This window comes from Dyella marensis (genome assembly GCF_900112865.1).
GTDB classification, from domain to species: Bacteria; Pseudomonadota; Gammaproteobacteria; order Xanthomonadales; family Rhodanobacteraceae; genus Dyella_D; species Dyella_D marensis_A.
This window is the reverse complement of sequence record NZ_FONH01000002.1, coordinates 291,989-312,378: the sequence shown is the minus strand read 5'-3', so window position 1 is coordinate 312,378 and position 20,390 is coordinate 291,989. Positions and strand designations below refer to the sequence as shown.

19 protein-coding genes are annotated in these 20,390 nt (G+C 69.0%); 8 read left to right on the top strand and 11 right to left on the bottom strand.

The genetic code is table 11. From position 1 onward, the window contains the following. Positions 1-109: 109 nt before the first annotated feature. Positions 110-3,343 carry a ribonuclease E gene (rne, locus tag BM172_RS04120; RefSeq protein WP_081805278.1) on the bottom strand — a complete coding sequence of 1,078 codons (3,234 nt, stop codon included), beginning with the start codon at positions 3,341-3,343 and terminating at the stop codon, positions 110-112. Positions 3,344-3,691: 348 nt separating this feature from the next. Here rne and BM172_RS04115 point away from each other — a divergent pair, with 348 nt between their 5' ends. Further along, positions 3,692-4,693: an RluA family pseudouridine synthase gene (locus tag BM172_RS04115; RefSeq protein WP_081805279.1), complete on the top strand. Its 1,002-nt coding sequence runs from the start codon at positions 3,692-3,694 to the stop codon at positions 4,691-4,693. Here the strand turns inward: BM172_RS04115 and BM172_RS04110 are convergent. Beyond that, positions 4,671-6,176: a CPBP family intramembrane glutamic endopeptidase gene (locus BM172_RS04110; RefSeq protein WP_026636574.1), complete on the bottom strand. Its 1,506-nt coding sequence runs from the start codon at positions 6,174-6,176 to the stop codon at positions 4,671-4,673. The two genes, BM172_RS04115 and BM172_RS04110, sit on opposite strands and share 23 nt — an antisense overlap. Positions 6,177-6,178: 2 nt before the next feature. Beyond that, a complete protein-coding gene (locus tag BM172_RS04105) occupies positions 6,179-6,520 on the bottom strand; it encodes a 4a-hydroxytetrahydrobiopterin dehydratase (protein ID WP_026636575.1) in 342 nt (113 codons plus the stop codon). A 154-nt stretch (positions 6,521-6,674) separates the two neighbouring features. Here BM172_RS04105 and BM172_RS04100 point away from each other — a divergent pair, with 154 nt between their 5' ends. Next, the gene (locus BM172_RS04100; RefSeq protein WP_026636576.1) at positions 6,675-7,283 is read left to right on the top strand and encodes an NfuA family Fe-S biogenesis protein; all 609 of its coding nucleotides are present in this window, start codon (positions 6,675-6,677) and stop codon (positions 7,281-7,283) included. Between the two features lie 158 nt (positions 7,284-7,441). On the opposite strand, the gene BM172_RS04095 is transcribed toward BM172_RS04100, so the two are convergent. Beyond that, entirely contained in the window at positions 7,442-7,795 is a 354-nt protein-coding gene (locus tag BM172_RS04095; protein ID WP_026636577.1) for a c-type cytochrome, read from the bottom strand. A gap of 26 nt (positions 7,796-7,821) precedes the next feature. After that, positions 7,822-8,145: a c-type cytochrome gene (locus BM172_RS04090; protein ID WP_026636578.1), complete on the bottom strand. Its 324-nt coding sequence runs from the start codon at positions 8,143-8,145 to the stop codon at positions 7,822-7,824. A 134-nt stretch (positions 8,146-8,279) separates the two neighbouring features. Here BM172_RS04090 and BM172_RS04085 point away from each other — a divergent pair, with 134 nt between their 5' ends. Beyond that, complete coding sequence (locus tag BM172_RS04085; RefSeq protein WP_051549018.1) at positions 8,280-9,425, top strand: glycoside hydrolase family 18 protein; 1,146 nt, start codon at positions 8,280-8,282, stop codon at positions 9,423-9,425. Positions 9,426-9,428: 3 nt separating this feature from the next. Here the strand turns inward: BM172_RS04085 and BM172_RS04080 are convergent, their stop codons facing one another. The 6 genes from BM172_RS04080 to BM172_RS04055 all read right to left on the bottom strand — a co-directional run bounded on the left by BM172_RS04080 (position 9,429) and on the right by BM172_RS04055 (position 14,767). After that, positions 9,429-10,664: a TraB/GumN family protein gene (locus tag BM172_RS04080; protein WP_026636580.1), complete on the bottom strand. Its 1,236-nt coding sequence runs from the start codon at positions 10,662-10,664 to the stop codon at positions 9,429-9,431. 81 nt (positions 10,665-10,745) lie between these two features. Beyond that, positions 10,746-11,636: a carbon-nitrogen hydrolase gene (locus BM172_RS04075; RefSeq protein WP_026636581.1), complete on the bottom strand. Its 891-nt coding sequence runs from the start codon at positions 11,634-11,636 to the stop codon at positions 10,746-10,748. 90 nt (positions 11,637-11,726) lie between these two features. Further along, the gene (locus tag BM172_RS04070) at positions 11,727-12,254 is read right to left on the bottom strand and encodes a YbhB/YbcL family Raf kinase inhibitor-like protein (protein ID WP_090423550.1); all 528 of its coding nucleotides are present in this window, start codon (positions 12,252-12,254) and stop codon (positions 11,727-11,729) included. An 86-nt stretch (positions 12,255-12,340) separates the two neighbouring features. After that, positions 12,341-13,123, bottom strand: coding sequence for a helix-turn-helix transcriptional regulator (locus tag BM172_RS04065; RefSeq protein WP_051549020.1), 783 nt, complete (start codon positions 13,121-13,123; stop codon positions 12,341-12,343). 126 nt (positions 13,124-13,249) lie between these two features. After that, a complete protein-coding gene (locus BM172_RS04060) occupies positions 13,250-14,287 on the bottom strand; it encodes an agmatine deiminase family protein (protein WP_026636583.1) in 1,038 nt (345 codons plus the stop codon). Between the two features lie 141 nt (positions 14,288-14,428). Beyond that, positions 14,429-14,767 carry a hypothetical protein gene (locus BM172_RS04055; protein ID WP_026636584.1) on the bottom strand — a complete coding sequence of 113 codons (339 nt, stop codon included), beginning with the start codon at positions 14,765-14,767 and terminating at the stop codon, positions 14,429-14,431. 258 nt (positions 14,768-15,025) lie between these two features. Between BM172_RS04055 and BM172_RS04050 the strand changes: the two genes are divergently transcribed. From BM172_RS04050 to BM172_RS22865, 5 genes are all read left to right on the top strand, one after another. Beyond that, entirely contained in the window at positions 15,026-16,924 is a 1,899-nt protein-coding gene (locus BM172_RS04050; RefSeq protein ID WP_026636585.1) for an ABC-F family ATP-binding cassette domain-containing protein, read from the top strand. A 4-nt stretch (positions 16,925-16,928) separates the two neighbouring features. After that, complete coding sequence (locus BM172_RS04045) at positions 16,929-17,843, top strand: phosphoglycerate mutase (RefSeq protein WP_026636586.1); 915 nt, start codon at positions 16,929-16,931, stop codon at positions 17,841-17,843. Continuing rightward, the gene (recJ, locus tag BM172_RS04040) at positions 17,840-19,558 is read left to right on the top strand and encodes a single-stranded-DNA-specific exonuclease RecJ (protein ID WP_026636587.1); all 1,719 of its coding nucleotides are present in this window, start codon (positions 17,840-17,842) and stop codon (positions 19,556-19,558) included. Before BM172_RS04045 ends, recJ begins: the two co-directional genes overlap by 4 nt. 92 nt (positions 19,559-19,650) lie before the next feature. Further along, the gene (locus tag BM172_RS04035) at positions 19,651-20,013 is read left to right on the top strand and encodes a SpoIIAA family protein (protein WP_026636588.1); all 363 of its coding nucleotides are present in this window, start codon (positions 19,651-19,653) and stop codon (positions 20,011-20,013) included. A gap of 156 nt (positions 20,014-20,169) precedes the next feature. After that, on the top strand, positions 20,170-20,298 hold the full coding sequence (locus BM172_RS22865; RefSeq protein ID WP_269320416.1) for a hypothetical protein: 129 nt from the start codon (positions 20,170-20,172) through the stop codon (positions 20,296-20,298). The last annotated feature ends 92 nt before the right edge of the window (positions 20,299-20,390 follow it).

Sequence of the window (20,390 nt, the reverse complement as noted above, 5' to 3'; positions counted from 1 at the left end):
GCGGCTGCGCGTTCGCGCAGTCCGTTCCAAAAGGGAACGCGCCGCCGCATCCGCACCATAAAAAAAGCCGGGCCATGGGCCCGGCTTTTTCGTTGCGCGAGACGGACGCTCAGCCGTTGGAGGCGTGGCCGTCCTTCTTTTCTTCTTCCGTCGCCTCGTCGCCGGGGGCGGCATCGGCGGCCTGAGGGATCGTCGGGGCTGCGGTCGGCTCGGCCACGTGGCCCAGCAGGTCGCCCTGCGTGGGCAGCTGGGTGGCGGGCGCGGGCGCGGCGGCTTCCGGCTGCTGCTCGTGGACGACGGTGGGCTGCGCCTGGACAACCGCCGGTTCCGGCGTGGCTGCGGGCTGGACCGGGACTTCGACCGTCGCGGTCCTGGCTTCGACCGCCTCGACCGCCGGCTCGAGCTTGGCCGTCTCCACCATCGGTTCGACCGGCGCGGCTTCGGCCGCAGGCGCCGCGACGACAGGTTCGGCGACCACCGCCTCGGCAACCAACAGCGGGGCGGGCTCCGGCGTCGCCACCGGCGCCGTCACGCGTACTTCGCTCTCCGCCACGGCGGCAGGCGGTGCCGAGACATCGGCGACGACCGGCGCGGCTTCCATCGCCGGCACATGCGCCACCACCGGTTCGGCGGGTGCTTCCGCGGCTTCCGGCTCGTCCGTCTTCGCGGGGAGCGGCGGCAGCGCGGGCAGGTTGAACGAAGCCGGTGCCGGCGCAGGCGTCTCGACCACCGGGAGCTCAAGTTCCCGTTCGGCGGCCGGCGCATGGTTGGCGGCTTCGGCCTCGATGCTGTCGGCGGCGATCACGGCCGTGGCGGCTGCCGCGGCAGCGACTGCCGGAGCGGCCGACGTGGCAGGACGCGGCTCGGCCTTGGCGGTCTCGCCCGTGCCGTCTTCCTCGCGATCCTCGTCATCCAGATCGAACTCGTTGTCCAGCTGGCCCTCGGACGCACCGGGCTGGCCGGCATCCTCGTGGCGACGGCGGCGGCGGCCACCGCGGCGACCACGGCGACGACGGGGCTGGCTGCCCTCGGCTTCGGCGGCGGCCGGATCCAGCGCGTCGGGCGCCACGGCGTCGGTTACCGGCTTGGCGACGAGTGCGGCTTCCTGCGCGGCTTCATCGGCTGGAGCGGCGACCGGGCGCGGCGCCTGGGCGGCGGGCTGCGGCGGCATGAACGGTTGCGCGGCCACCGGCTGCTGCACGGCGGCAGGCTGCTGCGCAGCGGGGCGGGGCTGACGCGGCTCCTGCGCCTGCGGCTGTGCCGGCTTGGCCTGCTCCTGGCGCGGCTGCTGCTGAGGCTGCTTGCGCTCGACCTGTGCCTCGGCCGCCTTCGGCTGCTGTTGGCGCGGCTGCTGCTGTTCCTGCTTGCCGGGCTGGCGCTGCTGCTGTTCGTTGCCGCGCTGGCGGTTGCCCTTGCCCTGCTGCTGCGCCTGGCCCTGGTTCTGTCCCTGGCCCTGCTTGCCCTGCTGCGGTTCGCGGCGCTGCTGCGGCTGTTGCTGCTGGCGGTTCTGCGGCTGGCCGCGGCCACGCTCGTCACGACGCTGGTTGCGCCCGCCGCCGGCGGACGGAGCCGCCTCGCGCCTGGCTACCGGCGCGGGCGCCGGGGCCGGGGTGCTGCGGAACCAGCCCAGGAAGCGGGAAATCAGGCCGCCGCTCGGCACGGGCGCGGCGGCGGGACGCGCCGCCGGCTGCGTGGGTTGCTGCGCGGCGACCGGAGCCTGCGCGGTTTCCTCGCGTACCGGAGCAGGCGAGGCGGGCACGATGCCGCTGACCGCCGGCTGCTCGCCGCTGCCCAGGGCCTGGCCCATCTTCGGGATCGGCGCGGCTTCCACCACGGTCCGGCGCTCGTAGCTGGGCTTGCTGTGCTCGCCCATCTCCGCTTCGCGGATGCGCTGGATCTGGATGTGCGGGGTCTCGAGCTGGTCGTCGGCCACGATCACCACGTGGACCTTGTTGCGCAGTTCGACTTCGACCACGCCGGCGCGCTTCTCGTTGAGCATGAAGTTGGCCACCGCCGGCGGCGCCTGCACCAGCACCTGGCCGGTGTTGTCCTTCATGGCGTGCTCTTCGATCAGGCGCAGGGTCGACAGCGCCAGCGATTCCACGCTGCGGATATGGCCATGGCCTTCGCAGCGCGGGCACACCACCTGGGTGGCTTCACCCAGGCTGGGACGCAGGCGCTGGCGGGACATCTCCAGCAGGCCAAAGCGCGAGATGCGGCCGACCTGCACGCGGGCGCGGTCCAGCTTCAGCGCGTCCTTCAGGCGCTCTTCCACTTCGCGCTGGTGCTTGGGGCTGTCCATGTCGATGAAATCGATCACGATCAGGCCGCCGGCGTCGCGGATGCGCAGCTGACGGGCGATTTCCACCGCCGCCTCGCAGTTGGTGTTGAACGCGGTTTCCTCGATGTCGCTGCCCTTGGTGGCCTTCGAGGAGTTGATGTCGATCGCGGTCAGCGCTTCGGTCTGGTCGATCACGATCGAGCCGCCGGATGGCAGGCGCACCTGGCGGTCGAAGGCGCTCTCGATCTGGGTCTCGATCTGGTAGCGCGAGAACAGCGGGGTGTCGTCGCGGTACAGCTTGAGCTTGCGCAGGGCATTGGGCATGACCTGCTGCATGAACTCGCGCGCGTCGTTGTACAGGGCTTCCTCGTCGATGAGGATCTCGCCGATGTCATTGCGCAGGTAGTCGCGCAGGGCGCGGATGAACAGCTTCGATTCCTGGTAGATCAGGAACGGCGCCTTCTGCGCGCTGGCGGCGGCCGAGATGGCCTTCCACAGCTGCAGCAGGTAGTCCAGGTCCCACTGCAGCTCCTCGGCGTCGCGGCCCATGCCGGCGGTGCGCACGATCAGGCCGACGTCGTCCGGAACGGTGAGGTGCTCCAGGGCTTCCTTCAGGGCCTGCCGGTCCTCGCCCTCGATCCGGCGCGAGACGCCGCCGGCCTTCGGGTTGTTCGGCATCAGCACCATGTAGCGGCCGGCCAGGCTGATATAGGTGGTGAGGGCGGCGCCCTTGTTGCCGCGCTCTTCCTTCTCGACCTGGACGACCACTTCGTGGCCTTCCTTGATCAGGTCGCGAATATTCGCCTTGTTGGGATCCAGGCCCGGCGTGAAATATTCCCGCGCGATTTCCTTCAGCGGCAGGAAGCCGTGGCGTTCCGCGCCGTATTCGACGAAGCAGGCTTCCAGGGAGGGTTCGACGCGAGTGATGCGGCCCTTGTAGATGTTGGCCTTTTTCTGTTCGCGGGAGGGGATCTCGATGTCGAGGTCGTACAGGGTCTGGCCATCGACAATGGCCACACGCAACTCTTCACGCTGAGTCGCGTTGATCAACATACGTTTCATTGTAATTTTCCTTGGCTTGCCGCGCGTCGCGTGCCGCGGTGGCGCCTTCTGGGCGGCCTGCCGGGGATCGCGCCGCTGCGGTGAAGCGGCAAAAAGACGGCGCCGTTGCCGGCTCCGGGGTATTCGTGGCATCACGCCAGCCGCGCCGGTTTGTTAAGCATCTCGCTTAACAATCGGACAAACGGCAACCCGAACCGTTACGATGAAAGGGAGCAGCGACCGGCTGCCGGGTGAGCGGCCGGCGCTATCCTCGCCGGCGTCACGGGCGGGCGTCCCGACCCGGACCGGAAGTTCGGCGGGCTGGGACGTAGCGCCGGCCGAGTATCCTATCTAGTCAGGTTTTTTTCAATGCAGACGGCAACTTCCCACGACGCACCTCACGGAGTGCGTCAAGTCGAGATCGGCCCCGAACGGGACGGCCAGCGGATCGACAACGCCCTCATGACCCTGCTCAAGGGCGTCCCGAAGAGCATGATCTACCGTCTGCTGCGCACCGGTCAGGTGCGTGTGAACGGCAAGCGCGCCAAGCCGGAAACCCGTCTCACCGCGGGCGATATGCTGCGGATTCCGCCGGTGCGGATGGCCCCGGAGAAGACCGGCGAGCAGCCGCCCTCGGCCGGGCTGATCGACGCTGTCGCCGAAGCGGTCATCTTCGAGGACAAGCACTTCCTGGTGATCGACAAGCCCGCCGGCATCGCCAGCCATGGCGGCAGCGGGGTCAGCCATGGGGCGATCGAACTGCTGCGCGCGGCCCGGCCGAACGAGCACCTGGAACTGGTGCACCGCCTGGATCGCGATACCAGCGGCGTGCTCGTGTTCGCCCGCACCCGCGCCGGCCTGACCGGCCTGCAGGCGCTGATCCGTTCCAACGAGGTGACCAAGCAGTACCTGTGCCTGATGGTCGGGCATCCGAACAAGGCCAAGTTCGACGTCAACGCGCCGTTGCTCAAATCCGTGCTGCAGGGCGGAGAACGGATGGTAAGAGTGTCCGATAACGGCAAGGCCTCGCTCACTTTTTTCCGCGAGATGGAGCAGTACCCCGGCGCCCGCCTGATGCAGGCCACCCTGGGCACCGGCCGCACCCACCAGATCCGCGTCCATGCCGCGCATGTCGGCCATCCGCTGGCCGGCGACGCCAAATACGGCGACAAGGAAGCCAACAAGCGCTTCCGCGAGCTGGGCCTGCAGCGGCTGTTCCTGCATGCCGCGCACCTGAGCTTCGAGCTGGACGGGCGCGCCTACGGCTTCTCGGCGCCGCTGCCGGAAGACTTGAAGAACTTCCTGGATGTGCTTGCGGTGAAAGGAAAATATCCCGAAGGCTATCGGCCTAGAGGAAGAAACGCGCACTGACTTCCAGCGAGCGCAGCACCGCGCCGCTCAAGCCGCTTTCCACCAGCAGCGCGCAGCCGGCGTGAGCCAGGGCGATCGGCAGCAGGCGGCGGGAGCGTAGAAAACACCAGGCCCACCACAGCTCGGCCAGGAAGCACAGCTGCATGAGCGCCCCGTTCGGGACATGCAGCAGGGCGAACAGGGTCGCCGCGCCAAGAATCGGCAAGGCCGATCCGCCCGGCCAGCGTTGCAGCCGGCGCAGCACCACCGCCAGCATCAGCCACTGCTGCAGCCCGGCCCAGCCGACATATAAGAAGGCATGCCGCCATTCCGGCGCGGCGAAACCGTGGCCGAGCAGGATCGGCAAGCCGCCGGCGACCGGCAGCAGGGCCAGCGGAGCCAGCCAGTCCGTCGTCTTGCCGCCCAGCCAATGCCAGTCCGCCGGGCGCTGCCGTATTTCCCGCCAGGCCGCCCAGACCAGGGCGGCGACGAAAGCGGTCGCGGCCGGAGCCGACGCATGCAGTCCCCACTGCAACCCGGCGATCAGCCAGAGCGGGCCCGCGGCCACCAGCAGAACATCCCAGGCCGGATGAATCTCGCGGCGCGCGGCATAGAGCATGAGCAGCAGATAGGCGGCACAGACCGCCCAGCCCACCCAGGCCGGTCCGGTGTCATCCGCCATGGGGGTCAGCACGGTGCCGGCCGGGACGACGATCGCCGCCGGCCAGAGTCCGTGCAGGCGATCGCGCAGCTGCAGCCAGGTTTCCACGGAGCCATCGCGCGGCAGCCAGACCAAGGGCACGGCCGGCATGGTGGGAGCGGCCGTCACCTGTTCAAGCAGGTCGATCTCCCGTCCCGCCGACAGATCGACGGTGGGCGCGGCGCCGGGTAAACGCACAGGCCGCTCGGCGACCAGCGATGCCTCGCGCAGTTCCAGCGTTTCGCCGGCGGGCAGCTGCACGCGCAGGCGGAACAGGTAGGCCACGGTCGCCGGCAGCGCGCACGCCGAACTGTCCGCATGCCGCCAATCGAGCTTGCGCAGATCGAATACGAACGTGGCCGCATCGCCGGCGGGAATCGCGTCGGTCTGCGCCACGCAGGCCGGCGCCTGCGCCTGGGGCTGGACGACCAGGGACAACTGTGCCGCCTTGCTGACGCGCATGACCAGCCACAGCTGCGGCCAATGCGCCAGATCCATCGGCCGCATCACCGGCAGGCCCAGCTCGAAGGTTTTCCCGTCGCGGCTGCTCACCTTCAGCCCGGTTGCACCGCCACGGACCGTGGCGTTGCCGAACGCCCGCCCGGCCACGAGGTCGCGCGGCTGTCGCAAGCTCCAGCGCCACAGCGGCTGGCCAGCCTGCAGCGCATGCAGCTCGCGTCCGGCCTCATGCCGCAGGTGGTTTTCCACCATCCAGCCGGCCAGCGCGCGCAGCCCCAGCAACAACAAGGCCGCCGCCAGCACGAAGCCGGCGGCGCGTACTGCGGGGAGCAGGCGCGCGCCCAAGCTCAACGCGCCAGCAAGGCCTCGACGCGCGCGGCGCAGATGAAGTCGTTGAGCGAAAGCCCGCCGACGTCATGCGTCGACCACAGCACCTGGCAATGGCCGTAACCGGCCTCGAGGTCCGGATGGTGGTCTTCCTGGTTGGCCATGAAGCCGACGGCGTTGATGAAGCCCAGCGTGTGATGGAAATCCGCGAACTTGAAGTCCTTCACGATCGCCTTGCCCTCCGCCGCTACCCGCCAGCCCGGCAGCCGCGCCAGCAGCGTCTCGATCTGCACGCCGTCCAGCGCGTGTTCCTTGCCCTTGCGCGGGGTGCAGTGCTGGCTGGCGAGGTCGGCTTGGCTCATGGTCGAAACTCCGGCGGATTCAAAACGCGAAGCGTCGAAGCTGCGCGGCGAAAAGTCAAAACCATGCAGTCCGCGCGAAAGAGGACTAAAATGGTGCTGTTTCCCGGCCGCCGCGGGCTCGCACCCGCCGCCGGCCCGTTTCCCCGGAGCAGGCATGATCGATATTTCCGAGCGCGCGCAGCGGCATTTCCTGCGCCTTCTGTCCCAGCAGGGCATCGACGGACTGAGCATCCGCCTGCGCGTCACCGCGCCGGGCACGCCTGCCGCCAATTGCGAACTGGAGTTCTGCGAGCCGGACGAGCTCACCGGCAACGAATGGACCATCGAGTGCGATGGCTTCCTGTTCCAGGTCGAGGGCGACAGCGCGCCCTGGCTGGACGGCGCCAGCATCGACTACGAATCCAACGCCACCGGCGGCCAGCTCAATATCCGCGCGCCGCGCATCAAGGGCGACATGCCCGGCATGGAAGCAAGCCTGGTGGAGCGCGTGCGCTATGTGCTCGACGCCGAGGTCAATCCGCGCATCGCCGCGCACGGCGGGCGCATCAGCCTGTTGGAAGTGAGCGCCGAGGGCGTGGTGGTGCTGCAGTTCGGCGGCGGCTGCCATGGTTGCGGCATGGTCGACGTCACGCTCAAGCAGGGCGTGGAGAAGACGCTGCGCGAGCGCGTGCCGGAGATCACCGAAGTGCGCGACGCCACCGATCATGCGGGCGGCAGCAATCCGTACTACAGCAAGCGGGAAGGGCAGTCGGCGCTGGGGTGATACACGGCGTAGGTTGGGGTGAGCCGCAGGCGAACCCCAACATCGTCACCTTCATACGTTTCGCAGCGTTGGGGTTCGCCCGCGGCTCACCCCAACCTACGCCGGAAATCAAAAAGGCCCGCGCGAGCGGGCCTTTTTCATGCGGCAGTCAGCGCGACTTACTTGTCGCCCTGGATATGCCCTTCGAGCGTGCCGAGCTTGGTCGGCTGCGACGAGAAATACGCCGCCACATCCTCGATGTCCTGCTCGGACAGCGTGGCGACGAAGCCCTTCATGATCGCGTTGTTGCGCGCGCCGCTCTTGTACTCGTGCAATGCACGCTGGATGTACATGTTGTACTGGCCGGCCAGGCGCGGGTACTGCGGGTCGACCGCGTTGCCGTCGGCGCCGTGGCAGGCGAAGCAGGCGGCGGCCTTCTGCTTGCCGGCTTCGATATTGCCGGCGGCCTGCGCCTGGAGGGATGCGAACGCCAGGACGGCGCCGAACGAAAGCAGGGTAAGCGCACGATTCATGCGGAATCCTCGGATCCTTGGGCTACTTATTTGGCCAGGCTGGACAGGTAGGCGGCGATGTCCTCGATGTCCTTGTCGGACAGGCTCTGTGCCTGGGCGCCCATGGTCGGGTGGTTGCGGTCGCCGGCCTTGTAGCCGTGCAGCGCGTTGACGATGTACTGCGCGTTCTGGCCCGCGATCTTCGGTACGGGATAGCGCGGATAGGCGTTTTCGTAACCCTCGACGCCGTGGCAGCCATTGCAGGTATAGATCAGTTTGCGGCCGGCGGCCTTGTCGCCTTCGGCATGCGCGCTGCCAGTGACGAGTAGAGCGGCAGCGACGGTCAGGCCGAGCAATTGCAGTCGAGTCATCATCATTCCCACGATTCCGACGGGTACATGGCGTTAAAGTCTCGGAAGTATAGTCGGTGGGTCCGAGCAGGGACAATAACGTCGAGGGGCTGGCGCACGGCCCCGCCGAAGACACTTGAAGATAAGGAGCGGGCATGGTGGGGAATGCGTCGAACGGCCGCCCGGCGGCCTTCCGCTGGGTGCTGGGCCTGGTCGCCTTGGCGTTGATGGGGAGCGCGGTGGCGAAAGAATCGCCAGCCACCTATCGCATCGTGGGCTATGTGGCCGACGCCGATCCGCTGCCGGCGATCGATCCGGCCAAGGTCGATGTCCTCAACTACGCCTTCGGTACGCTCGACGAGCAGGGCCATATCGTGCTGCGCAGTCCGCATGCCACGGCCTCGCTGGCCAGCCTGGTCGGGCTGCGCCAGCGCCATCCGGACTTGCGTATCGTGCTCTCGGTGGGCGGCTGGAGCGCGGGGCATTTCTCCGAGGCCGCGCTCACCGAGGCCTCGCGCAAGCGCTTCGCGGACGATGCGGCGAAGCTGATCGAGCAGCACGACCTCGACGGCCTGGACGTCGACTGGGAATACCCGACGCTCCCTGGCGGCAACATCAGCCACCGTCCCGAAGACCGCCGCAACTTCAGCCTGATGCTGGAAGCCGTGCGTGCGCGCCTGGAAGTACTGGGCAAGCAGCACAAGGGCCGCCACTACCTGCTGACCATCGCCTCGGCCGACAATGAATTCGTCGCCGGCATCGAGCTGGCGCGCGTGGCGCGCTCGCTGGACTGGTTCAACCTGATGGCCTACGACTTCCACAACAGCCTGACGCCGACCACCGGCCATCATGCCGGCCTGCATCCGTCGAAGTTCGATCCGCCCGATGACCGCGCCGCGGACAAGGCGGTGAAGCAGTACCTGGCGGCGGGCGTGCCGGCTTCGAAGCTGGTGCTCGGCGTGCCCTTCTACGGCCGCGCCTTCACCGACGTGGCGCCGGAACACAACGGCCTGCAGCAGAAGTACGGCAAGTTCTTCGGCGCGCCGTCGTGGCGCGAACTCACGGCCGATTACATCGGCAAGCACGGCTACGTGCGCTATTGGGACGAGCAGGCCCAGGTGCCGTATCTGTGGAATGCGAAGACGCGCAGCTTCGTCAGTTACGAAGACCCGCAGTCATTGCAGCTGAAGACCGGCTTCATCAAGTCGCAGCACCTCGGCGGCGCGATGTACTGGGAGCAGAGCCTGGACCAGGACGACCAGCTGCTCGACGTGCTGGTCAAGGGCCTGCACCAGCCCTGAGCTTCAGAACAGGCTCTTGAAGATATGGATGCCGGCGGTGTATTCGCCGGCGATGGTGCCCACGCATACCAGCAGGAAGTTGAGCAGGGTGCGCGCCACGCGGTTCTTCCACCAGCCGGTCCAGTGGCCGATGTCGTCGCGCAGGGTCTCGAAGTCGGCCACGCGCGGCTTGCGCACCCAGGCTTCGGCCATCGCACTGATCGCGCCGGACGGCACGCCGGGGCGGAACGGCTTGATCGGCCCGGCCACCGCGGCGGCCAGCACGCTCAGCGGATGGCCGCCGGCGACGATGGCGCCCAGCGCGGAGAAGCCCGCGGTGTACATCACCCAGTCGCGCAGCGCCTGCGCGCCCAGCGCCGCGTTGCGATGGAACGCGATCGCGATGGCGGCGAACACCAGCAGCACCAGGCCGATGGCGATCCACTTCGGCCAGCTCGATTTCACCGGCAGCGTGGCCAGCTCCGCGGCTTGCGCGGCGGCATCGCCTTGCTGGGTGCGCAGCAGTTCGCACAGGCCCTTCAGGTGGCCCGCGCCGATCACCACCAGCACGCGGCGAGGCTCGCCGCCGTAGCCGGCCAGTCCGGCTTCCTCGCGCAGGCGTGCGGCCATGTAGGCGTCGCGTTCGGCGATCAGGCTGCGATACAGCGGCTCGGACTGGCTGGCGAATTCGCTGAAGGCACTCTCCAGCATGTCGCCCTGCTTGAGCTTTTCGATTTCCTTTTCTTCGATCGCCTCGCGCTCGAATACGCTGGCGAACAGGCCGCCCATCAGGCCGAAGCGCTGCCAGAAGCCGACGCTGCGCCAGGCGCGCTTGAGCGTGGTGCCGACCTCGCGGTCGACCAGCCATACCGGTACGCCGCGCTGTTCGGCGCCGTCCATGGCCGCTTTCATTTCGGCACCGGGCTCGATGCCGAACTGGTCGGCCAGGCGCTTCTGGAAGGTGGACAGCACCAGGCTGGCGGCGACCATGCCGGCCTTGCCCTGGCGGATCACCTGGAACAGATCCATCTTCTTCAAGGCATCGGGATCGCGCATGCCCTGCGCACGGCTGGCACACAGCTCGACCGCCACCGCGTCGAAACGCTCGCGCGCCAGCAGTTCGCGCACCGCTTCCACGCTGGCGCGCGAGACATGTGCCGTGCCGAGCACCACGTATTCGACGCCGTCGCGGACCACGCGCTCGATGGGCTGGCCTTCGAGGGCGGCGGGCAGGGTGGTGTCGGTGGAATCCAGGCTCATGCGTCGTGTCGGTGCGGAAGGGAAATCACTGCATGGGGTCGGTGGCCGGAGGGCGCAAGCCGCCCGGCCACAGGTCACGCTTCAGTCGCGGAAGCGCTTGAGCAGATCGCCGTAGGCGTCGATGCGGCGGTCGCGCAGGAACGGCCAGATGCGCCGCACGTGTTCGCTGCGCGCCATGTCGATCTCCACCACCAGCAGCTGGCGCCCGTCGGTGCCGGCCTGGCCGAGGAATTCGCCCTGCGGCCCGGCCACGAAGCTGGTGCCCCAGAACTGGATGCCGGCGCCCACGCCCGACGGGTCGGGCTCGTAGCCGGTGCGGTTGCAGGCCAGCAGCGGCAGGCCGTTGGCCACCGCGTGGCCGCGCTGCACGGTGACCCAGGCTTCGCGCTGGCGGTCCTTCTCGGCCTGCTCGTCGTTCGGATCCCAGCCGATCGCGGTGGGATAGAGCAGCAGCTCCGCGCCGGCCAGCGCCATCAGGCGCGCGGCTTCCGGATACCACTGGTCCCAGCACACCAGCACGCCCAGGCGGCCGACCGCGGTGTCGATCGGATCGAAGCCCAGGTCGCCCGGCGTGAAATAGAACTTCTCGTAGAACGCCGGATCGTCCGGAATGTGCATCTTGCGGTACTTGCCGGCGATCTTCGCCGAGCGGTCGAACACCACCGCAGTGTTGTGGTACAGGCCGGTGGCGCGCTTCTCGAACAGCGAGGCGACCACCACCAGCTTGAGCTCCTCGGCCAGCTTGCCGATGCGCTCGGTGCCGGGGCCGGGGATGGTTTCGGCATGGTCGAACTCGCCCACCGACTCGTGCTGGCAGAAATACGGGCCGTTGTGCAGTTCCTGCAGCAGCACCAGCTCGGCGCCGGCCGCGGCGGCTTCGCGCAGGCCGGCCTCGATCGCATCGAGGTTGGCGTCGCGGCTGCCGCGGTGGGTTTCCTGCAGCAGCGCGACCTTGAGGGTCTTGCGGGTCATGGGAGTCCTGCTCGCTGGGGGCGAAAGGACGCAATTGTAGCGGAGTCGCCCGCGGCGTTCCGTCAAACCCGCTTGCCGTGTCGTCCCGCCTCAGCGGCCGTAGCGCAAGGTGACCTGCGCCGTGCCCACCGTGTGCTGGCGGATCATGAAACCGGCCTTGGCCGGCGATGCATCGGCCGGCAGGCCCAGGTCGGGCACGTCCAGCGCATGCACGGTGAATACGTAGCGATGCGGCTTGTCGCCCTGCGGCGGGCAGGGGCCGCCCCAGTGGGTGTCGCCGAAGTCATTGCGCAGCGCGAACGCGCCGGCGGGCAGGGCGCCGCCCTGCGGCAGGCCGGTGCTGGCCGCAGGCAGGTCGAGCACCACCCAGTGCCACCAGCCGCTGCCGGTGGGCGCATCGGGATCGTAGACAGTCAGCGCGAGGCTGCGCGCCTTGGCCGGCACGCCTTCCCAATGCAGCGCCGGCGCGAGGTTCTGTCCCGTGCAGCCGAAGCCGTCATAGGTAAAGCGCTGGGCGAAGCCGCCGTCCGCGCCGGCATCGACCGCCAGCTTGAAATCCGCTGCCTGCGCCGACACGGCGGCCGCGACAAAAAACAGGGTGCTCAACAAGGTGCGCATGGTGTCCTCCATCGAAGTGGAGCGCAGCATGCGCGCTTGTCGGCGCGCCGCATGCCCGCGAACGCGCAAGGCGTCGCCCGAAACGCTCAGGCGGCGAGGCCGTCGCGCGCGGCCGGGTTTTCTTCGCCGCGCAGTTCGGACGGCAGGCAGCCGAAACGTTCGCGGAAGCGTTCGGCGAAGCGCGAGGCCGACTGGTAACCGCATTCCAGCGCCACCCATTTGAGCGGTTGCGCGCTGCCTTGCACCAGGGCGAGCGCATGGCTCAGCCGCACTTCTTCCAGCACCGCGCGGAAGCCGGAGTGCTCTGCCGCCAGGCGCCGGCGCAGCGTGGCCGCACTCATGGCCAGGCGCGCGGCGACGTCTTCGGCGCGCCAGTCGTCGCCGGGCGCGGTGGCCAGGAGCATGCGCAGGCGTTCGGCGGTCGGTTCGTCTTCGCGCGGCACCGGCATGAAACCGGAGAAGGCCAGGGCCTCCAGCAATTCGCCGACGCGATAGCGCAGCAGGGCCGGCGTCAGCGCTTCGCGCAGGCCTTGTTCCGCATGCGCGAAAGCCTGGTCCAGCGCGGTGTTCGGCGACAGGCGCGCCCAGCGCCGGGGCGGCAGGTCGGCGCGCGGGTAGGGCAGGTCCGAGAGAATGCTCAGGCAACTGGCGGCATAGACGCCCGCCGGCGCGGGAATGTTCTCGATATTGAGCAGCTGCCCGGACGCCACCGCGAGATATTGGCCGGTAGCGACTTCCACGCTGTCGGCACCGTCATCGATCCGCTTGCTGCCGCTGCCGATGCGCACCACGGTCAGTTCGGCGAACGGTGCCGAAGCGATGCGCTGGCGCAGCCGCGTATAGATATCCAGGCGGGCCAGGCGGGTCATGACGGAAGGCCTTCTCGTAGGGAGAGCGCGTAGGTTGGGGTGAGCCGCAGGCGAACCCCGACGGGACTATCACCATGGTCGCCACGTTGGGGTTCGCCTGCGGCTCACCCCAACCTACGCCGTGTTTCAGCCGTAGATGCCTGCCGGCAACTGCATGGTGATGCAATGCAGGCTGCCGTTCTGCCAGATCAGCGGACGGCACGGTACCTGCACCACCTCGCGACCGGGATGGGCCGCACCGATGATACGCGCCGCTTCGTCGTCGGCCGGATCGCCATACGCAGGCACCAGCACGCCGCCGTTGACGATCAGATAGTTCGCATACGACGCCGCGAGGCGGCGGCCTTCATCGACGATGGGCTTGGCCCAGGGCAGGGGATACAGCTCGTAGGGCTTGCCGTCCGCCATGCACAGCGCGGCCAACTCGCCGGCCATGCGCGACAGTTCGTCGTGGTGCGCGTCGTCGAGATCGTCGCAGGCCTGGAACACGATGCGGCCGTCCGGCGCGAAGCGCGCGAGCGTATCGATATGCGCGTCGGTGTCGTCGCCTTCCAGATAGCCGTAGTCCAGCCACAGGATGCGGCTGGCGTGCAGGCCGTCGCGCAGGATCGCGCTCATCTCCTCGCGCGACTGCTCCGGATGGCGCTGCACCAGGCAGCGCCAGGTGGTCAGCACGGTGCCGGCGCCGTCGCTCTCGATGCCGCCGCCTTCCAGCGCCCAGTCGATGCGCCGGTGCGCGGCGCGACCGAACACGCCGGCCTTCACCAGGCCGGCCACCAGCGCATCGTCCTGCTCGGCGCCGAACTTGCCGCCCCAGCCGGTGAAGCGGAAATCGGTAAGCTGGAACGCGCCTCGGTCATCCTTCAGGGTGATCGGGCCGGAATCGCGCAGCCAGGTATCGTCATACGGCAGCTCGATCAGGCGGACGCGGCCCAGGTCCACGCCGGCCTCGCGCAGCTTGCCTTCGACGTGCGCACGCAGCTCGGCGTCGGCGACCACGACGATCAGCGGCTCGAAGCGGGTGACCGCGGCGGCCAGCGCCACATAAGTGGTTTCCACCTCGGCCAGGCGGTCCGCCCAGTCGGTATCCGCATGCGGCCAGGCGATCAGGACGGCCGACTGGGGTTCCCATTCCGCCGGCAGGCGCAAGGTGGCGTGGCTCATGTGGGGACTCGCGTAACAGGAGGAAACGCGAATTGTAGGGCGCCGCCGTGACGAATGGGCAGCATGAACAGCGAAACGGGCCGCGCATGGCGCAGCCCGTTACTCAGACGCTGGATAGGCGTACTGCCGAGGGCTGGGCCCTCAGTTCACCGATTCCGGATTCTTGTTGTTGCCGGCTGGCGTATTGAGCACCGCATGGATCACATGGCTGTGCTCGAAATACACGATGAAGTTCGAGTAATCCCAGCGATTGATCACCGGATGCTTGGCCGTGTCGCCGCCGCGCGGCGAGAGCTTGCGCTTGGGCGCGCCGAACTTCTGCTCGACCTGCTCCATGCTCATGCCGCGGGTCGGGAGGTTCATGCCCTGTTCCTGCTTCACGCGATTGATCAGCAGGTTGTCCGCCCGGGCCGGCTGCGGCGCAACGGCGCCGGCGGCGAGCAACACGAGCATGGGCAGGCTGATGCCGAACTTGGTCATGGTCCCCTCTCCACGTTGACGGGGGCAGTCAGGCTGCGCCTCCGCACGTCATATGTATGTCGAATGCCCCCGAGCGGCAGCGACGCGAGGCCGCTGCGCAGTGCGGCGTCGTTGTAGCAGAAACCGCGGCGGGGACGCTACGAGCAGGGCGTGCGACTGCGATGGGGTGGGCATTCCGGCCGCGGGGGCGGGTGCCGCGTCCGCTATGATGGGCGGCTGAGGGTGCCTGGACGCCCTATTCATGGATACGTTGTCCCGATGATCGCCTTCCGCCATTTCGCCCTGCGCCGCGGCGCCCGCCTGCTGCTGTCCGATATCGACCTGGTGATCCAGAGCGGCTGGCGGCTGGGCGTGGTCGGCCGCAACGGCTGCGGCAAGTCCAGCCTGTTCGCCGCCCTGCAGGGCCAGGTCGAGGCCGACGCCGGCGAGCTGGATCTGCCCTCGCGCCTGCGCCTGGCCTCGGTGGCCCAGGAAACGCCGGCGCTGCCCGATCCGGCCATCGAATACGTCATGGGCGGCGACGAGGAGCTGGCCATCGCCCTGCGCGACGAACTCGACGCCCAGGCGCGCGGCGACACCGAAGCCATGGCCAAGGCTCACCACCGCATCGAGGAGCTGCACGGCTACGATGCCCGCGCCCGTGCCGGCCGCCTGCTGCACGGCCTGGGTTTCGCGCCGGAGACGCACGAGCGTGCGGTGCGCGAGTTCTCCGGCGGCTGGCGCGTACGCCTGAACCTGGCGCGCGCGCTGATGGCGCCGTCCGAACTGCTGCTGCTGGACGAACCCACCAACCACCTGGACCTCGACGCCGTGCTGTGGCTGGAGGAATGGCTGCGCCGCTACCAGGGCACCTTGCTGGTGATCTCGCACGACCGCGAATTCCTCGACGGCGTGATCACCCACACCCTGCATCTCAACGAAGGCCGCGCCAAGCTCTACACCGGCAACTACAGCGCCTTCGAGCGCCAGCGCGCCGAGCAGCTGCGCCTGCAGCAGATCGCGCACGAGCGCGAGCAGGCCGAGCGCGCCCACCTGCAGTCCTTCATCGACCGCTTCAAGGCCAAGGCCAGCAAGGCCAAGCAGGCGCAGTCGCGCATGAAGCGGCTGGAGAAGATGGCCGGCACCGAGGCGGTGCGCGCGGAGCGCGCGTTCCGCTTTCAGTTCGCCGTGCCCGATCGCCTGCCCGATTCGATGCTGCAGCTCGAAGAGGTGGCCGCCGGCTATCCGGACGAGCACGGCGGCGAGCCCGCGGTGATCCTGCATGATGTGCGCTTCCGCCTCGAAGCCGGCGACCGCGTCGGCCTGCTCGGTCCCAACGGCGCCGGTAAATCCACGCTGGTGAAGACCCTGGTCGGCGAACTGGCTCCGCTGGGCGGCGAGCGCAAGGTGCACAAGGACCTGAAGATCGGCTACTTCGCCCAGCACACGGTGGAGAGCCTGCACGAGGGCTCCAGTCCGCTCCAGCACCTGCAGGACAAGGCGCCGGGTGTCGGCACGCAGGTGCTGCGCGATTTCCTCGGCGGCTGGAATTTCGCCGGCGACCGCGCCTTCGAATCGGTCGATGGCTTCTCCGGCGGCGAGCGCGCGCGCCTGGCGCTGGCGCTGATCGCCTGGGACAAGCCCAACCTGCTGCTGCTGGACGAACCCACCAACCATCTGGACCTGGACATGCGCGAAGCGCTGGCCGACGCGCTGGCCGACTTCGACGGCGCGCTGGTGCTGGTCTCGCACGACCGCCATCTGCTGGGCATGGTCTGCGACAGCTTCTGGCGCGTCGCCGACGGCAAGGTCGAGGGCTTCGACGGCGACCTGGACGACTATGCCCGCTGGCTGCGCGCCCGCGGCGCGGCGCCGAGGAAGACCGCCGGGGATACCGACGGCGCGCCGGCTGTCTCCGCCGCCGACCGCCGCCGCGCGGCCGCCGCGCAGCGCGAGAACGAAAAGGCCACGCGCCAGAAGGTGAAGAAGCTCGAGACGCGTATGGCCGCCATCGATGACGAACTGGGCAAGCTCGAAGCGAAGCTGGCCGAGCCCGGCGTCTACAACGGCTCCACGGCCGAGCTGATGAAGCTCGGCCAGCGCCAGGGCGAGCTGCGCCGCGAAAAGGAAACGCTCGAAGCCCAGTGGCTGGAGCTGTACGAGCTGCTGGAGGCCTGAGGCGATGGCGGACGCGGCGCGACCGCTGGAACTGTGGCTGCCCGACCTGCCGCGCTTCGAGCCGGACCATCCGCTGCGCGCCTGGCTGGCGCGCGCCGACCGCCTCGATGACGGCCCGCGCGGTTTCCTCGGCGGCCTCGCGGGCTATTTCGATTGCGCGGACGGTTTCGCGCCGGCCGCGCTCACCCGCGAACTGCTGGCGGGCGATGCCGGTGACGCGATCTGGCTTAGCGCCGATCCGGCCTGGATCCAGCCCGACCTCAACGGCGCCCGCCTGCTGGCCTGCGGCCAGATGCAGCTGAGCGTGGACGAGGCCCGCACCCTGGCCGAGTCGCTGCAGCCGGCGTTCGCCGATGCCGGCATGGCGCTGGAAGTCGGCACGCCGGACCGCTGGCACGTGCGCGTGCCGCCCGGCCTCGCGCTGCCGGCGTTCGCCTCGCCCGACCAGGCGCTGGGCGAAAACCTCGTGCAGCATTTGCCGGAAGGACCGCAGGGGCGGCGCTGGCGCGCGCTGCTCACCGAGGCGCAGGTGCTGCTGCATCAGCATCCCTTGAATGCCCGGCGCCGCGAGCGCGGCCTGCCGCCGGTCAACAGCCTGTGGCTGTGGGGCGGCGGCCATCTGCCGACCGAGGTGCGCAGCCAGCTGCATGCCTGCGTCAGCGATGACGTGCTGCTCGGCGCGCTGGCCGCGCGGGCCGGCGTCCAGGTCGTGCCGCGCACGCCGCAGGCGATCGCCGAGGCCGGCTCCGGCTGGCTGGTCGACCTGCAGGATCTGCAGGCGAGCGAACTTGCCGGCAGCTGGTGGCCGACGTTACAGCGCCTCGCCGCGGCGCCGCTGCAGCTGTCCTTCGCCAGCGGCGAGCGCTGGCTGCAGCGTCCCTGGCATCGCCTGCGCTTCTGGCGCGGTGGGCGCCGATGAGTCCCCGGCTCGATCTGCGTCGCCGCCTGCCGAAGGGCGAGCCGCAGGGCTGGAGCGACGCGGTGCATCCGGTGCTGCGGCAGATCTATGCCGCGCGCGGCGTGCTCGGCCCGGCCGACGCCGATCACCGGCTCGCCTGCATGCTGGCGCCGCACCAGCTCGGCGGCATGGAGCGCGCGGTGGAGCTGCTGATCGAGGCGATCCGCGGCGACTGGCGCATCCTGATCGCCGGCGACTACGACTGCGATGGCGCCACCGGCACGGCCGTCGCCGTGCGCGGCCTGCGCATGCTCGGCGCACGCCAGGTCGATTACGCGGTGCCGAATCGTTTCATCCATGGCTATGGCCTGAGTCCGGCGCTGGTCGAATCGCTGCAGCCGCGGCCGCAGCTGATCATCACCGTCGACAACGGCGTGGCGAGCGTCAGCGGCGTCGCCACGGCGCAGGCGCTGGGTATCCGCGTGATCGTCACCGACCACCATCTGCCCGGCGAGCAGTTGCCGGCGGCCGATGCGATGGTCAATCCGAACCTGGCCGGCGATGCGTTTCCCAGCAAGGCATTGGCCGGCGTCGGCGTGATGTTCTATCTGCTGCTGGCCTTGCGCTCGACACTGCGCGGGCAGGGCGCCTTCGCCGAAGGCAAGGAGCCGGACCTGTCCGTGCTGCTGGACCTGGTCGCGCTGGGCACCGTCGCCGACCTGGTGCCGCTGGACTACAACAACCGCGTGCTGGTCGAAGCAGGCCTCAAGCGCATCCGTGCGGGCCGCGCCTGCCCGGGCATCGCGGCGCTGGTCGATGCCGGCAAGCGCTCCGTCGCCACGCTGTGCGCCAGCGACCTGGGTTTCTCGGTGGGTCCGCGCCTCAATGCCGCCGGCCGCCTGGAAGACATGCGCCTGGGGGTGGAGTGCCTGCTCACCGACATTCCCGCTGTGGCGCGCCGTTATGCCGAGCAGCTGAGCGCGATCAATCAGGAGCGCCGCGAACTGCAGGCGACGATGGTGGCCGAGGCCGAGGTGATGGTCGCGCGCGCCGCCGATATCGATGCGGTCGGCGTGGCGCTGTTCGAACCTTCATGGCATGCCGGCGTGGTGGGCCTGGTCGCGTCCAAGCTGAAGGAGCGGCTGCATCGCCCGGCGATCGCCTTCGCCCCGGCCAGCGAGGACAACACCGGCGAACTGCGCGGCTCCGGCCGTTCCATCGCCGGCTTCCATATCCGCGATGCGCTGGCCGCGATCGACGCGCGCCAGCCAGGTCTGATCGAACGCTTCGGCGGCCACGCCATGGCCGCGGGGCTGAGCCTGAAGGCCGATGATTTCGCCCGCTTCGCCGCAGCTTTCGACGCCATCGCCCGCGACTGGCTCGACGAGGCATGCCTGGAGCACGTGCTGTATACCGACGGCGAACTGCCGCCCGGCGCCGCCACCCTGGAGCTGGCACGCCAGCTGCGCTACGGCGGTCCCTGGGGTCAGGCGTTTCCGGAACCGGTGTTCGAGAACGAATTCGCCTGCGCCAGCTGGCGCGTGATGGGCGAGACCCACCTGCGCCTGAGCCTGAGCGATCCGCGCGACGGCGCCGTGCTCGACGCGGTGATGTTCGGCGGCTACACCGGCCAGCCGCCGCCGTCGCGCCTGCGCGCCGCCTACGAGCTGACCATCAACGACTGGCAGGGCCGCGAGAGTCCGCGCCTGCTGCTGCGCCATATCGAGCCGCTGTGATTTGTTGCGTGCTTCTTCACGGCGCCTAGCTGTCCGCGCAACGAGCGGCGCGCTTGGATAAGGTCAGTCTCATCCATTGAGGAGCTGATGCCATGATCGTGCAGATGACCGGCCTGCCGCCCGGCGTGATCGGTTTCACCGCGCACAACCAGGTCACCGCGGCCGACTACGAGCGGGTGGTGATTCCGGATATCGAGGCGGCCTTCGCGCTCAACCGCAAGCTGCGGGTGATTTTCCATATCGACCAGGACTTCACCGGCTTCGACGCCGCCGCGATGTGGGACGACGCCAAGCTGGGCTTCCGCCATTTCAGCGGCTGGGAGCGCGCGGCCCTGGTCACCGACGTGGGCTGGATGCGCAACCTGGCCAAGGCGCTGGGGTTCCTGTCGCCGGGAGAGTTTCGGCTGTACGAGACGGCGCAGTTGGAAGAGGCGCGGAACTGGGTCAGCGCCTGATACGTAGGTTGGGGTGAGCCAGCGGCGAACCCCAACAGGCCCATCCAGCGCGACCGCCGCGTTGGGGTTCGCCTGCGGCTCACCCCAACCTACGTGATTGGCGGGGCGAAAAATTCCTCTTGCGCGGCGCAGCAAAGCTGTGCTCTAGTCGGCCACATGTCCTCGACCTTCGCCAGCCAGCGCCCCGCCTTCGCCGCCTACGCGGCGAACCTGCGCTCGTCCGCGAACGTCCTGAATAACAACGCCAATAACAATCCCCGCATCGACGGGTGGGCCGGCGTGTAGACACGAAAAAGTCTCGAGAATCACGCAAAAGGGCCCGCCACAAGCGGGCCCTTTCTTTTTTCCCAGTCCGCAGTTTTGCGCGTCATACACCC

What these genes read in the sequence shown, in the direction of transcription:
- rne (WP_081805278.1), bottom strand. Translation starts at nt 3,343, where the DNA reads ATGAAACGTATGTTGATCAACGCGACTCAGCGTGAAGAGTTGCGTGTG.
- BM172_RS04115 (WP_081805279.1), top strand. Translation starts at nt 3,692, where the DNA reads ATGCAGACGGCAACTTCCCACGACGCACCTCACGGAGTGCGTCAAGTC.
- BM172_RS04105 (WP_026636575.1), bottom strand. Translation starts at nt 6,520, where the DNA reads ATGAGCCAAGCCGACCTCGCCAGCCAGCACTGCACCCCGCGCAAGGGC.
- BM172_RS04100 (WP_026636576.1), top strand. Translation starts at nt 6,675, where the DNA reads ATGATCGATATTTCCGAGCGCGCGCAGCGGCATTTCCTGCGCCTTCTG.
- BM172_RS04095 (WP_026636577.1), bottom strand. Translation starts at nt 7,795, where the DNA reads ATGAATCGTGCGCTTACCCTGCTTTCGTTCGGCGCCGTCCTGGCGTTC.
- BM172_RS04090 (WP_026636578.1), bottom strand. Translation starts at nt 8,145, where the DNA reads ATGACTCGACTGCAATTGCTCGGCCTGACCGTCGCTGCCGCTCTACTC.
- BM172_RS04085 (WP_051549018.1), top strand. Translation starts at nt 8,280, where the DNA reads ATGGTGGGGAATGCGTCGAACGGCCGCCCGGCGGCCTTCCGCTGGGTG.
- BM172_RS04080 (WP_026636580.1), bottom strand. Translation starts at nt 10,664, where the DNA reads ATGAGCCTGGATTCCACCGACACCACCCTGCCCGCCGCCCTCGAAGGC.
- BM172_RS04075 (WP_026636581.1), bottom strand. Translation starts at nt 11,636, where the DNA reads ATGACCCGCAAGACCCTCAAGGTCGCGCTGCTGCAGGAAACCCACCGC.
- BM172_RS04070 (WP_090423550.1), bottom strand. Translation starts at nt 12,254, where the DNA reads ATGCGCACCTTGTTGAGCACCCTGTTTTTTGTCGCGGCCGCCGTGTCG.
- BM172_RS04065 (WP_051549020.1), bottom strand. Translation starts at nt 13,123, where the DNA reads ATGACCCGCCTGGCCCGCCTGGATATCTATACGCGGCTGCGCCAGCGC.
- BM172_RS04060 (WP_026636583.1), bottom strand. Translation starts at nt 14,287, where the DNA reads ATGAGCCACGCCACCTTGCGCCTGCCGGCGGAATGGGAACCCCAGTCG.
- BM172_RS04055 (WP_026636584.1), bottom strand. Translation starts at nt 14,767, where the DNA reads ATGACCAAGTTCGGCATCAGCCTGCCCATGCTCGTGTTGCTCGCCGCC.
- BM172_RS04050 (WP_026636585.1), top strand. Translation starts at nt 15,026, where the DNA reads ATGATCGCCTTCCGCCATTTCGCCCTGCGCCGCGGCGCCCGCCTGCTG.
- BM172_RS04045 (WP_026636586.1), top strand. Translation starts at nt 16,929, where the DNA reads ATGGCGGACGCGGCGCGACCGCTGGAACTGTGGCTGCCCGACCTGCCG.
- recJ (WP_026636587.1), top strand. Translation starts at nt 17,840, where the DNA reads ATGAGTCCCCGGCTCGATCTGCGTCGCCGCCTGCCGAAGGGCGAGCCG.
- BM172_RS04035 (WP_026636588.1), top strand. Translation starts at nt 19,651, where the DNA reads ATGATCGTGCAGATGACCGGCCTGCCGCCCGGCGTGATCGGTTTCACC.
- BM172_RS22865 (WP_269320416.1), top strand. Translation starts at nt 20,170, where the DNA reads ATGTCCTCGACCTTCGCCAGCCAGCGCCCCGCCTTCGCCGCCTACGCG.